Raw genomic sequence first — 13509 nt, 5'->3', positions numbered from 1 at the left:
TTTTTATGTTTTTTAAAATTTAAGTATAATAATATTCAAGGAGATGGTGCTGTGATACTTAATAAATCAATCGAACAATGGCAAAATGAATTTCCAAAACTTAAAAATATGATGGAATATAAGGAAGTGCTGTGGCTGAATGATCAACTGCTGCCGGCTGCACAGATTCTCCCGGACTTATCGCTCGGTGAACAGGATATTCTGGATGCGGAAGCCCGTCTGAAACGCTTTGCACCGTATATCGCACATGTATTTCCGGAAACAGAAGAGCAGGCAGGTATTATTGAGTCTCCTCTGACTGAACTCACACATATTCAGGACAGCTTAAAACAGCAGAGCAGCACGGAAATTAACGGCTCTTTTTATTTAAAAGAAGATAACAAGCTCCCAATCTCGGGTTCTGTTAAAGCACGGGGCGGTATTTACGAAGTGCTGGCGTTCGCTGAAAAGCTTGCATTGGAGGCCGGACTGATTACCGAAGATGGAGATTATAAAAAGTTTGCAGATGACGAATTTAAACAGCATTTTTCACAGTATACTCTCGTCTGCGGTTCGACCGGAAACCTCGGACTGAGCATCGGGATTATGGGTGCAGAACTCGGCTTTAATGTCATTATTCATATGTCTGACGATGCGAGGAAATGGAAGAAAGATATGCTCCGCTCAAAAGGTGTGACTGTCATCGAGCACAGTGATGACTATTCAAAAGCTGTCGCTGAAGGACGCGGAGAGACTGTCGGCGACCCGAAAAGCTACTTTATCGATGATGAAAATTCAATCACGCTGTTTTTAGGCTATGCCGTAGCGGCAATACGCCTGAAAGCCCAGCTGCAGGCAGAGAATATCAACATCAGCACCGAACAGCCGCTGAATGTATATCTGCCATGCGGTGTCGGCGGCGGTCCCGGCGGCATTGCTTTCGGGCTTAAAGTTGTTTTCGGCAATGCTGTAAACTGCTACTTTGCTGAACCGACGCATGCACCGTGTATGACACTCGGACTGATGACCGGTTATCACGATAAAATATCCGTTCAGGATTTCGGCATGGATAATGTGACAGCTGCAGACGGCCTTGCTGTCGGCAGAGCATCCGGGTTCGTCGGCAAACTGCTGGAAAACCTGATCAGCGGGTCATATACAGTCAGTGATGAAAACTTATTTAAAATGCTTGCCGAAATGGATGATAAAGAAAATATTAAACTCGAACCTTCAGCACTGGCAGGTGTATCCGGGCCTGCTGCCGTCAAAAAGGGAGGTGTCCATATTGCCTGGAGTACCGGCGGCAATATGGTGCCTGATGCAGTTTATCAGGAATATTATAAACAAGGGAAAAGCTTAATTTAGACAGGAAAAGCAGCGGCAGAGCCGCTGCTTTTTAACTTTACTATATTAACGTCTCAAAGACTTCATTTAAAATTTCATGGTCCGGTTTTGAACCCAGGTTTTTCGTAATGACACCCCGAATCTTATCCGGACTCATATTGGATTCAATTTCACCGACCGACTCCTTCGTCCCGATGAGATACACACCTTCAAGACCGCGTTCTTTAACTTCTTTTTCCAGCTGCGCTGCCAGACTCTTGTACCAGCGGTGCTGGTTTTCTAAAAAGCGGTCCTGGAACTCATCTTTACCGCCGCCCCGCGCCGCCGGCTGAGCCGCTTCACCATAATCAATCCAGTTTTCACTGTCGACGTCCCAGCTGTATTTTTTCGTCTCTCTGATAATTCCAAGTGATGTTTCGATAAATGTCACGTCAGACTGCTGTACTACTACCAGTGCTGTTTCAGGGAATCGCTGTTCGAGTTCTTCAATCTGCTGGGTTTGTGCAGTTTCTCCCCAATGGAATGAAGTCGATACCGGAACCTGCAGGACTCTCGCTTTCCAGAGTTCACCATCAGCAGATGCAACTAATATAAATCCTTTACGCATTTCACGCTGATGCACGGCAATTTCTTTTTCCACCTTATCCTGCAGTTTCTTCAAAGCTTTCAGCTCTGATTGATCATCTTTATCTTTTACTTCTTCCTTCAGTTCTTTTAAACCGTTTTTTAAATGAATTTTCCATTCACCGTTTGACAGATTCCCTGCACTGGCATCAGTGTTTAAGTAAATCGTCAGCACACCGGTACTGTCGCGTTTCCCTTTGATTTCCTCAATAATCTTTGCTAATGACATTCTTATCTTACTCCCCTTTCAGAATTACATCATTCCAGTACAGTACCCTTATAATCCCCGGTAAAACAAAAATATCACCTGCCATGTAAATGACAGGTGATGTTTCTATGCTCTGTGTTTTTGAGTAATATGTTTGTCGAACCGACCGTGCAGTAAATAATATACGATAATACCCGCCAGTACGATAAATCCGAGTGTCAGATACATTCCGCTGTAACCCAGTGACGTTGCAATCGGACCAAGCAGAAACGGTCCAAAACCGAGGCCGAGATCCAGCGCTATAAAGTACGTCGTATTCGCGAGTCCGAGACGTTCCGGCGGTGTAACTTTAATGGACAGCGCCTGTGTAATCGACTGGACGTTGCCGTAACCGAAACCAATCAGTACTGCCGCAACCAGGAACATAATCGTTATTGAAGCCTGACTGATTACAGCAAGTCCGATCGCAAACATAATAATCGCCGGATACATGACAACGTTTGCCCCTTTACGGTCAAGGAGCGGTCCTGTAATCGGGCGTGACAGCAGCACCGTCACACCGTATACCGTAAAGTAGAGACTGCCGGCCTGAATGAGGCTGATGCTTTCTGCGTATGCAGTCACGTAAGATAAAATCCCCGAATAAGCGAATGCCATAACGAACATTACGGCCGAAATTGGAATTGCACGTTTTTCAAAGAAGTTAAAGATATCAAATTTACCGGTCTCAGATGATTTAATCGGTCTCATCGGCGGTGCATTGACTGTCAGCCCTATCACGAGACTGATTACAGCCATCGAGAATGAAAAGATAAAAATACTGATAAATCCGTATGCTGCAATTAACGCGACACCAATCAGCGGCCCGACTGCCGTTGCCAGAACTACTGACATACTGAAGTAGCCGATACCTTCACCATTTCTGCTCGGCGGTATAATCTGGGCAATAATCGTTCCGGTTGCCGTCATCGCATAGCCCATCGCCATTCCGTGTAATATACGGAGAACTATCAGCGGATAGATGCCCATCGGAATCATGTATGAAGCAGTCAGCAGAACGATAAATCCCGAACCGATCAGGAGCATCTTTTTGCCGCCCATCGCTGTAATGTGTTTTCCGCCGAATAACCTTCCGATCAGCGAACCGATAATAAATGCACTGGATACCAGTCCGGCCATTGCTACAGATGCGCCGTATTCCTGCGTGGCGTACATCGCCATTGTTACGAGCAGCAGGTACTGTGACATCATCAGTGCAAAGTTCACTATTGATGTGTTGATAAAATCCTTCGTCCACAATCTGTCTTTATATACTTCCGACAATATAACTGCACTTCCTTAATAAATGATTGAATCTCTCTATTTTCCATTAAATAACAGACATTGTCTATAGCTGCGCCGATAAAATTTGTAATCTGTTTACTTATTCACCATTTGTATTGTAGAAATGACTGACCAGTTCTTCTGTTTCTTTCGACAGCATGCCGACACCTCTGATTAAATAATCCGAGCCCGCAGACAGTGCACCGATTGTATAGAAATTACCCAATGTACCGAATCTCGGACTGATTATCTCGTGATCTTTGCTCAGCAGCGCCCCGCCGAACTCATCCGCTTCAAGTATTAGCGCATCATACATATTCTGAATCAGTTCAGTATTATCTTTTTCTATATTTTTCACAGGCCCTGTAGCATTAATTAAAATATCGAAATTTTCGGATCCACCGTCTTCAAACGTTACCGTAAAGCCATTATCTGCCGATACGGAATCCATCCCGTGCATAAAGATCAGTCTGTCTTCATCAATCCATTCGAGAATCTGTTCTGCACCGTGCGGCGGCATCGGTGAATGATTCCCGTTAATATAGGGATGATAATCCTGTAAAAACTTACGCTTATCGCTTCGTGACAAATATTTAAACAGCGTTTTAAATGTATCTTCAAGGTTCACAATTAAATACTGGAGTTTACCGACCGTATCCATATGCTCAAGATCATACTTTAAATCAATTTCCGGGCGGTCGGTTTTACGTTCAAACAGTGACATATCGAGTCCCTGCGCTGTCATTTCCTCTATAAAAAGCTCCACAATCTGTTCAAGTGGAATCAAGCCGTCCTTTTCGTGCTGCATGGCAGCGCCAAGTGTCAGGCATTCAGGCTGAATATCAAAATACGTACCTCTGACAGCAGGCATTTCCCCGCTTCTCGACAGAACATATACCTGATCATGCCCGTTTCGGAGTAAATATCTGAAGCTGTCGATTGCAGACAGCCCGCTGCCGATAATTCCGATTCTTCCTTTGAGATTATTTAAATTCTCTTCTATCGGATACGGATTATAGAAATAATCCGGTTCACCTTTCAATTCATACGGATCACTGTATGACAGCTCACCTGTCATTAGATACACGGCATCGTAATCCCGTCTTTCATTACCTGAATGCAGCGTGTAGGTTTCACTGTCTTCGTTAAATGTAATGTTGTCTGCATAATTTTTAATAATATTAATATTGCTGTGCCCTTCCTTCAGTGCAGTCAGCGTACTGTGCATGTATTCGCCAAACACGCGCCGGCTCGTATAGCTTTCAGCCTGATATCCGTTTCTTTCCAGCCAGCTTACGTAATCATCAGGATCCGCAGTCAGCGACATTTCCTCCGCCGGCAAGTTAATAATGAGATGGTCATCGTCATGCTGGTACGCATACCCCCGCCCCATCGTTGCCGGTGCATCATAAATATCAATTTTCAACCGTTCACTGAACCGTTTATCGTTTACAAAAAATTTAACAATGGAAATTCCGGCCACTCCCGCACCTGCAATTGCTATTCTTTTAGATTTCATTGCATCATCACTGTCCTCAAAGAAAGTATTAATTTAAGTATATTAATAAAATGGACGGAGTGCCAATGCTTAAAACATCAAAATTATGATACGATTTACCTAACAATGATACCGGGGTGTACATATGAACATTAACGAGATGCTTAAAGATTCAAAGATTATGACCGGACCGTTCCCGCTGCCTGACGAAACGGTGCATGCCAATCCGTTCGACCGTTTCACCGAATGGTATGCTCATGCTGTGGAGAACGACACGAAAGAACCAAACAGCATGGTGCTCGGTACGATTGATGAAAATGGTACTGCCGATTCACGCGTCGTTCTGCTGAAGGCGGTCGATGAGACTGGTTTTTACTTTGAAACCGGCAAAGCCCGAAGCAAAGTAAGACAGCTCGCTCACAACAGCAGTACTGCATTAAATATTTACTGGCGTGAACAAGGCCGTCAAATACGCATTAAAGGTACCGCCATTCAGACAGCTGATTTTTCACATGTTGCCGATAATCTGGATGCATCGGTCCGCGACTTAAATGCGTATAAGACCGTACCGTCTGAAATCGAGTTTTACCAGGCGTTAAATGAGGGCGGCTATGCCCGGCTCCTTTATAAATTTAATGATGGTATGTGGAAGTGCGACTGGCTGTAGCCGTCGCACTTTTTCTTTTCAATATGCCGGCTGTGATTAAATACCTGTTTTCATGTATAGTAGGGAAATAAATAATACAGAGGTGAGTACATGACCCCACATATAGTACAGTGCACTGTAAATGACAGAGAGACGCTGTTAAAATTAAGTTATGATACGTTTTATGAAGCATTCCGGGCCCAGAACACAGCTGAAAACATGAAGGCTTATACCGATTCCGCTTTTACAATCGACAGGATTACAGAAGAGCTGAGGCACCCGGAATCAAAGTTTTATTTTATATACAGCGGCGATGTGCCTGCCGGATATTTAAAAGTAAATATCAATGATGCTCAGTCTGAACCGATGGGTTCCGATGCGCTTGAAGTTCAAAGAATTTATGTGCTCTCTGAATATCATAAACAGGGCTTTGGCAAAGCATTGCTGAATCACGCATACAGCATTGCACACTCACTGAAAAAGACAAAGGTCTGGCTCGGTGTGTGGGAGGAGAACGATAATGCCATCGGCTTTTATAAAAAACAGGGCTTTAAGAAAACAGGGTCTCATTCTTTCTTTATGGGAGATGACGAACAGACAGATCTTATAGCCGAAAAAATTTTACCGTCAAATTAATGGAGGAGACAATTATTGGATAATCGGATAGATCAATCTCTGCTGAACAGTAAGCACTTAAGATGGCTGCTGATTACAGGTGTAATTTTAGTTGGTGCAAACCTGAGAATCCCGTTAACTTCCGCAGGGGCACTCGTGTCGTTTATAAGAGATGATTTCGGCATCAGCAACGCACTTGCAGGCACGATTACTACACTGCCGTTAATCGCGTTTGCACTGTTGTCACCATTTGCACCGAAAATCGCAAACAAAATCGGCATGGAGCTCACGATCGCAATTTCACTGCTGTTACTGATTACCGGCATTCTCATTCGTTCGGCAGGCGGCATCACCCTGCTGTTTACCGGTACATTGATGATCGGTCTCGCAATCGCAGTCGGCAATGTGTTAATACCGGGAATTATTAAGATGAACTTCCCGTATAAAATTGGGCTGATGACAGGAATGTATGCGATTATTATGAATGTTTTCGGTGCGCTCGGGTCAGGTCTCAGCATTCCCATCGCAACATCAGGAAATGTTGGATGGCGCGGCTCACTGATTATATGGTCAGGTCTCGCGTTTATTACGCTCCTGATCTGGCTGCCGCAGCTGACGAAAAAGCATGCCGGCAAAAAGAAGCTTAACAATCAAAACATCGGCGGCATGCTGCGTTCACCGCTCGCATGGAAAATCACACTCTTTATGGGTGCCCAGTCGCTAATTTTCTATACGCTGATTACATGGCTGCCGACAATCTTAACGGCAAACGGCTACGACATTAAGCTTGCCGGCTGGGGTGTCTTTATATTCCAGTTTGCAAGCATTCCATTTACATTCATTATTCCGGTAATTGCGGACAAGATGAAAAACCAGGTGCCGATTGCAATCGCGAGCAGCGGTATGATACTCGGCGGTGTCCTCGGTCTCTTCGCAGGATTTTCAGACCTGTCGATTCTCTGGATAATTATGCTTGGTGCCGGTAACGGCAGTGCCTTCTCACTGTCCATGATGTTCTTTACACTGAGAACAAATGACGGCTATGAAGCAGCTGAACTGTCGGGTATGGCACAGTCATTCGGCTACCTGCTTGCAGCAGTCGGACCCGTGATGGTCGGCGGCCTGCAGGATTTAACAGGCAGCTGGGCGCTGCCGCTCACGATGCTCGCAGTATTCTCGGCAGTAATGCTCGTTTCCGGTATGGCGTCAGGTAAAAACAAACAGGTTTCCAATCATTCATGACATAAAAAAGGCAGCGGATAACCGCTGCTTTTTTACTGATTTTCTCTATTTCTTGCCTGTTCTTCTTTAAGCTTTTCAGGCGTTACATCGTTACCAAGCGGATCAACAACCGTCAATCCCTGAAAAGAATCCAGCACCTGCCCTCTGATTTGACGGAGATAGTCTTCTCTTAATTCTTTCTGCTCCAATTTTTGAGCTTCTGTCAGACCTGTAGTCTTTTGTATTTTTGCCAATTCATTGATTCTGTCTAATCCTGCGATCATATCCGACCCTTCTTTCTTTACTGATTAAAATGTAAATGCATTATATTACCATTATTTGTAATTGGCAATATATATGCCTGTGACGTTTAGAATACCTATGGTTGAGGGAATACAAAAGGACAAAGCTTTTCTCTGAAGGAGTGATAAGCATGGATTTGATACGGGGAATTAATCATATCGGTATGACTGTGCCCGATATAGAATCGGCGACAGATTTTTTCAAAAAAGGGCTGGGTGCCAAAATAGCTTATGATTCACAAACACTTGAAGATCGCCCGAGAGGCGGACCGATGGTTGAAAAGTTACTGGGCATTCCGGAGGATTCATATATCGTCAAAAAAAGAATGCTCACTATCGGCAACGGGCCGAACATTGAAATGTTCCAGTTTTACAATGTCCATTCAAGAAAACCGTTAAGCCTTGAAGATTACGGGTACACACATCTGTCTTTTTTATACAGATGATATTAAAAAATCATATGAACAAATGAAAGAGGCAGGCGGGAAACCGCTGTCCAACATTCATGCAAACACCCGTTTTGAAGATACCGAAGGCAACGGTACAGTGTACTTTAAGACACCCTGGGGCAGCTTGATTGAACTTCAGACATTACCGGAAGGATATTACTACCCGGAGTACAGTGAAGCCGAAGCATATATTCCGGATGAATTGCAGCCTTCTGAAAGTTAATCAGAAGGACTGCTTTTTTATTTCAGCCATCCTTTATCCAGTGCTTTTTTAATGGCTTCTATTCTGTTATTTACACTGAGTTTTTCCAGCACGATTGACACATAGTTCCTTATCGTCCCATTCGATAAATGCAGCTCTTCAGCGATGGATTTTGTTGTCTTCCCATCCGCAAGCAGCTGGACGATTTCAATTTCTCTCGATGTCAGAGGATTACCGGTTTCAAAGGCGATATCAATCAATTCCGGCGAGTAAATCCGCTTGCCGTTCATAATCTGTCTGATGGATTCCGCCAGTGTTTCACTCGGCGTATCTTTCAGCAGATAACCTTTCACCTCGGCTTTTTTAGCACGTTCAAAATAACCCGGACGGGCATAAGTCGTCAGTATAATCACTTTGCAGCCGGTGCCGTTCAGTTTCTCTGCGGCATCCAAACCTGTCATCAGCGGCATTTCAATATCCATCAGACAAATATCAGGCTGCTGTTCTTCAACCAGTTTCAACGCATCTTTACCATTATCCGCCGTCCCCACTACCGTAATATCTTCTTCCAGATTCAACAGCGAGCTGAGAGCACTCAACAGCAGATTCTGGTCTTCTGCCAATACAACTCTGATCATTTTATTCCTCCTCTATCTGCCTCAGTACTTTCGGTACCGTAATGTTTACTTCAAAGCCGCTATCCGAACTGTGGACCTCTGATTCACCGTTAACAAACTGAAGACGTTCCTTCATTCCCTGCAGGCCGTTACCGTAATTAAAGCCCGGTGTCCCCGTGCCGTTATCGGAAATTTTCAGGAATATATCTTTGTCCGACTCATTCAATATAATCATACACTCCGTTGCACTGCTGTGTTTAACAATATTTGTGACCGATTCTTTCAAACACATGCTGAGCACATTTTCTATCAGTATCGGAATGTTCTTAAAGTCCGCTTCTATCGTTTCTGTATGCTTCACTGCAGCCGTGTCGAGAATCCGTCTCGAGTGTTCCAGCTCGTCGCAGAAATTCACGCGTCTCATATCACTGATCATTTCACGGACTTCCTTCAGGGCATGCCGTGCAGTATCCTGTATATCCTGAAGTTCTCTTTTCGCATCTTCCGGCCGGGCGTCAATCAGTTTCTTCGATAAATCACTCTTTAGCCCGATCATTGATAAACGCTGCCCAAGCGTATCATGCAGATCTCTCGCAATACGGTGACGCTCTTCTTTAATCGCCAGCTCCGCAATGCGCTGATTCGCATCTTCGAGCTGTGATTCCAATGCTTCCTGTTTCAGCCTGCTGCGCTTGTTCAGCGGAATCAAAATAACCCCGAGAATCGTCATAATTAAAAACGGCAGATGGTTTAGGAAAATCATGTAATTAAAAAACGAGGCAGAAACTATCGACAATACCGTTGTAACGAGCAGCAGCACATACATCGTAATGAAGCCTGCCCTGCTTTTAATATTCCCGATAAACATCGCAATAAATAATGCAAAATACACATAGCTGAACAATATCGTCATAATAATATTAATCACAATTTCTATACTCATGCCGATGTAGACAGGTGCCCCTTTGGATTTAAATGTCAGCCAGTACACCGCGAAAAAAATCAACGTCGTAACAATGCCTGTAGCAATTTCAACGGGCGATGTCGCACGGAAAATGAAGTAAAATGGCAGCACACAAAAAATAATCCATATATAAAGACTCAACCCCGTGTTTGACGGGAAAATATGATACCAGTCTTTCACTTTCATTCGCCCCTTCCCTGTTGTGTTCAGCCTATTATATCAAATACTCTTTCATGAAGATAAAACATCCTCCTAATTTTACATAGGAGGATGCTGTTCGTTCTTATTGTACAGTCTGGTTGCCCGATACTTTTGTCTGAAGACGTTCCTTCATGTTTTTAAATGTGATGAATGTATTGTTTTCCTCATCATAGAGGCGGAATTTTAATGATTCCAGACTTGTTTTCAGTGTAATTGTCGTCGCTTTGTGCAGCGGCGGTGTGTTTTCGTGCGCTTCTTCAAGATGGTAGTTCGGTACACGCGGCGCCAGATGATGCACATGGTGATATCCGATACTGCCCGTCATCCACTCAAGCCATGCCGGAAGTTTGTAGTAGGAACTGCCGTCTACCGCAGCTTTTACAAAATCCCATTCCGATTCATTTTCAAAGTATGAATCTTCGAACTGGTGCTGCACGTAGAATAACCATATGCCCGCCATACCTGCAATGTATATAATCGGCAGCTGAACCATAAGCAGTACATGCCAGCCTAAAGTAAAGCCGATCAGCAGGTAAATACCGACGATAATTAATGTCAGAACGTGTGTGTTAATACGCTCTGCACGTTTCGCTGCTTTACGGTTCACACGGTTTGCAATAAGGAATAAGTACAGTGGACCAAAACCGAACATAACAATCGGGTTACGGTATAGACGGTATTTAAGTCTTTCCCATTTATCTGCGTCTTCATATTCCTGCACAGTCATTACCCAGATGTCGCCGACTCCACGTTTATCAAGGTTACCACTCGTTGCATGATGAATTGCGTGTTCTTTTTTCCATTTCTCATATGCGAAATGTGTAATTACGCCGGTTACATTACCGAAGAAATTATTTAATTTTTTACTCTTAAAGAATGATCCATGTGTACAATCATGGAAAATGATGAATGAACGAATCATGAAACCTGCTGCCAGTATCGAAAACGGCAGGCTCAGCCAGAATGAAACACTCAGTGACTGATACGCTAAAAACCACAGTATAAAGAATGGCAATATCGTATTCAGCAGCTGTATAACACTCGTCTTAGTTTGTGATTTCGCATACGGCATTACACTTTTTCTCAGTGCCGCCTGTTTTTCTTTAGTCATATGCTTACCTCTTTCCCCGTATCTTTTCATCTTTAATTATGAATGACAGGAGGGGTGGGATATAGACTAAACTGTCAGTACATTCACATGACATTTGTCATATTATCAGCCGATTTTAACGTTATCTGCGAGTCTTTCAAGCGTTGCGTACAGGCTCAATGCTGCGAGCGAACTTGTTTTCGGGTTTTCCGGCAGCGGATTGCTCGTCATTGTAAACTCTGCATCACCGAAATTACCCGCAATATTAATTGTATGTTTATTTAATGTTGCGTTTGGATCTGCAATCAGCACAACATTCGTCTTATCAATTCCAACGCCTGCCAGTGACAATATAATCGAGATGTTCATATTTTTCGGGAATTTATCGATGGCATCTTTCGCTTTCCCTTCAAACACAACTGTCTCTTCTTCCACAGGCTCATCGATCAGTGAACCCGCAGGCTTACGCGTCGTTAAAGTCACTGTGTCCAGGTTGCCGAGCGCTCTCGCATTCTGCACAAGGTCAAGTCCGCCGATACCGCCAGATGGCAGGTGAAGTGTTTTCGCACCTTCAGCTGTCACTGTTTTAAGCAGCTCTTCGTCTGCAAGTGCACCGATACTGATCATTACCGTATCTTTTACTTTAATAATTTCAGGAATTATCTCCTTGCATGTTTCAACGTTCGCCGCTTCGACAATAACATCCGTGTCGGCTGCGAGGAATTTTTCCAGGTCAGTGAAGAGTTCTACATTATACTGTTCTTCAAGATGTTTATACTTGTCGTAATTACGCACGTATACACTCGTTACATTCAAGTCTTCATTGCTGCCCTTGTTAATGTTCTTTAATAAATACTGACCGATTGCACCTGAACCAACTAATCCAATATTCATAAATCAATCTCTCCTCTGTTTTTATGTATTATTATTCATCCCGGCTCTGCCGGCGGATGAAGTATTTCAATAATAATGACCCCGTTTCCGGGGCCCTCATGTTTTTATCCAAAGAATGCTGTGACTGCATCAATCATACTGTAAATACCTAAGAATGACACGACCGCCACAACAAGAAATCCCGCGATGTTTAAAATCGGACCGTTTTTATGTTTGCCCATAAGTCCTTTTTTGTTAACAATAATGTAAATCAGTATCGCAATCAGCGGAAGAATAAGTCCGTTCAATGCCTGTGCAAGAAGGATGACTTCAAGCGGTTCAAAACCGATTGCCGATGTTACAACACCGATTAATATCACGAGTCCGAAAACCATTTTAAATTTCTTATTTTTCATGCCGCCTTCCCATTTAAAGAAAGAGCTGACCGTTGCAGCTGCACCCATCGGCGATGCCAGTGCAGATGAAAATCCTGCTGCGAATAACCCGACACTGATAAAGACCGGTGCCCATACTTCACCAAGTACCGGTACGAGCGGCCCGGAAAGTGCAACCACATTATCAACTTCCTGACCGTATATAAGCGTTCCGGCAGAAATCAGAATTGCTGCTGAAATAATTCCCCCGATAGTAATTGAAATGATTGTGTCCCAGCGTGCCAGCGTTAAATATTTCAAACTTCCAAAACGTTCGTGCACAGCTGTTGCATGAAGGAAGAAGTTATACGGTACTACCGTTGTACCAATCAGCGCGATAACCATAATAATCGAACCATCCGGAATCGACGGTATCAATGCCCCGCTGAATACTTCTCCCCAGTCAGGTTTGACAAGGAACATCGTCGTAATAAATGTTGCACCCATAATCACCATTAAACCGAGCATAATTTTTTCCACAACTTTATAACTTCCGAGTAAGCCGATTGTTAAAATAATGACACCGACAACAGGCGCCAGTATATTTGTCGGTATATCGAGCAGATAACCAAGACCGAGCGATGTTCCGAGAAGGTCACCGCTCATGTAGGCTGCACACCCGATTGCTACTGCAAGCATTGAAATCCAGACCACGAAAAACTTCCCGAGCGTATTGCTGAATAAATCGTAAATTGCTTCACCGAGGCCGCGTCGTGTGACCAGGGCCAGTCTTATAATCATTTCCTGCAGCACGATTGTTGCAATGACAGAAAATATGACCGCCCATAAAATACTGTAGCCGAAACCTGCTCCGGCACGTGTCATCGTCGTTACTGTTCCCGGACCGATGAATGAAGCTGTAATGACCATACCGGGTCCAAGTGCTTTCAGTATATCTTTAAATCTGTTCATCGAGATC

Annotated in this window: 13 protein-coding genes and 1 pseudogene; 5 read left to right on the top strand and 9 right to left on the bottom strand. The window is 43.9% G+C overall.

Going from position 1 to position 13509, the window contains the following annotated elements:
* Positions 1-51: 51 nt before the first annotated feature.
* Entirely contained in the window at positions 52-1344 is a 1293-nt protein-coding gene (locus tag RZ44_RS08420; RefSeq protein ID WP_035810351.1) for a D-serine ammonia-lyase, read from the top strand.
* A gap of 40 nt (positions 1345-1384) precedes the next feature.
* Here the strand turns inward: RZ44_RS08420 and RZ44_RS08415 are convergent, their stop codons facing one another.
* From RZ44_RS08415 to RZ44_RS08405, 3 genes are all read right to left on the bottom strand, one after another.
* Positions 1385-2176: a VLRF1 family aeRF1-type release factor gene (locus RZ44_RS08415; RefSeq protein WP_035810348.1), complete on the bottom strand. Its 792-nt coding sequence runs from the start codon at positions 2174-2176 to the stop codon at positions 1385-1387.
* A gap of 105 nt (positions 2177-2281) precedes the next feature.
* Positions 2282-3478 carry an MFS transporter gene (locus RZ44_RS08410; protein WP_035810345.1) on the bottom strand — a complete coding sequence of 399 codons (1197 nt, stop codon included), beginning with the start codon at positions 3476-3478 and terminating at the stop codon, positions 2282-2284.
* A 100-nt stretch (positions 3479-3578) separates the two neighbouring features.
* The gene (locus RZ44_RS08405) at positions 3579-4997 is read right to left on the bottom strand and encodes an FAD/NAD(P)-binding protein (protein WP_035810343.1); all 1419 of its coding nucleotides are present in this window, start codon (positions 4995-4997) and stop codon (positions 3579-3581) included.
* 124 nt (positions 4998-5121) lie between these two features.
* Here RZ44_RS08405 and RZ44_RS08400 point away from each other — a divergent pair, with 124 nt between their 5' ends.
* From RZ44_RS08400 to RZ44_RS08390, 3 genes are all read left to right on the top strand, one after another.
* The gene (locus tag RZ44_RS08400) at positions 5122-5643 is read left to right on the top strand and encodes a pyridoxamine 5'-phosphate oxidase family protein (RefSeq protein WP_052108923.1); all 522 of its coding nucleotides are present in this window, start codon (positions 5122-5124) and stop codon (positions 5641-5643) included.
* Between the two features lie 90 nt (positions 5644-5733).
* Positions 5734-6258 carry a GNAT family N-acetyltransferase gene (locus RZ44_RS08395; RefSeq protein WP_035810339.1) on the top strand — a complete coding sequence of 175 codons (525 nt, stop codon included), beginning with the start codon at positions 5734-5736 and terminating at the stop codon, positions 6256-6258.
* A gap of 15 nt (positions 6259-6273) precedes the next feature.
* A complete protein-coding gene (locus RZ44_RS08390; RefSeq protein ID WP_035810336.1) occupies positions 6274-7479 on the top strand; it encodes a CynX/NimT family MFS transporter in 1206 nt (401 codons plus the stop codon).
* Between the two features lie 32 nt (positions 7480-7511).
* Here the strand turns inward: RZ44_RS08390 and RZ44_RS08385 are convergent, their stop codons facing one another.
* Complete coding sequence (locus RZ44_RS08385; RefSeq protein WP_035810334.1) at positions 7512-7742, bottom strand: DUF896 domain-containing protein; 231 nt, start codon at positions 7740-7742, stop codon at positions 7512-7514.
* A 149-nt stretch (positions 7743-7891) separates the two neighbouring features.
* Here RZ44_RS08385 and RZ44_RS08380 point away from each other — a divergent pair.
* Positions 7892-8432: pseudogene (locus RZ44_RS08380) on the top strand (VOC family protein).
* A 17-nt stretch (positions 8433-8449) separates the two neighbouring features.
* Here RZ44_RS08380 and RZ44_RS08375 read toward each other — a convergent pair.
* The 5 genes from RZ44_RS08375 to RZ44_RS08355 all read right to left on the bottom strand — a co-directional run bounded on the left by RZ44_RS08375 (position 8450) and on the right by RZ44_RS08355 (position 13502).
* Positions 8450-9049 carry a response regulator transcription factor gene (locus RZ44_RS08375; RefSeq protein ID WP_035810333.1) on the bottom strand — a complete coding sequence of 200 codons (600 nt, stop codon included), beginning with the start codon at positions 9047-9049 and terminating at the stop codon, positions 8450-8452.
* 1 nt (position 9050) lies between these two features.
* Complete coding sequence (locus RZ44_RS08370) at positions 9051-10178, bottom strand: sensor histidine kinase (RefSeq protein ID WP_331709022.1); 1128 nt, start codon at positions 10176-10178, stop codon at positions 9051-9053.
* A 97-nt stretch (positions 10179-10275) separates the two neighbouring features.
* Positions 10276-11304, bottom strand: a complete 1029-nt coding sequence (locus tag RZ44_RS08365) for a Delta(5) desaturase DesA (protein ID WP_035810332.1) — start codon at positions 11302-11304, stop codon at positions 10276-10278.
* A 105-nt stretch (positions 11305-11409) separates the two neighbouring features.
* Entirely contained in the window at positions 11410-12177 is a 768-nt protein-coding gene (locus RZ44_RS08360; protein ID WP_035810331.1) for an aspartate dehydrogenase domain-containing protein, read from the bottom strand.
* A gap of 104 nt (positions 12178-12281) precedes the next feature.
* Positions 12282-13502: an Nramp family divalent metal transporter gene (locus RZ44_RS08355; RefSeq protein WP_035810329.1), complete on the bottom strand. Its 1221-nt coding sequence runs from the start codon at positions 13500-13502 to the stop codon at positions 12282-12284.
* Between the last annotated feature and the right edge of the window lie 7 nt (positions 13503-13509).

The organism is Jeotgalicoccus saudimassiliensis (genome assembly GCF_000756715.1).
GTDB lineage: Bacteria > Bacillota > Bacilli > Staphylococcales > Salinicoccaceae > Jeotgalicoccus > Jeotgalicoccus saudimassiliensis.
The sequence above is the reverse complement of the archived record's forward strand: the minus strand, read 5'-3'. Positions and strand labels throughout refer to the sequence as shown.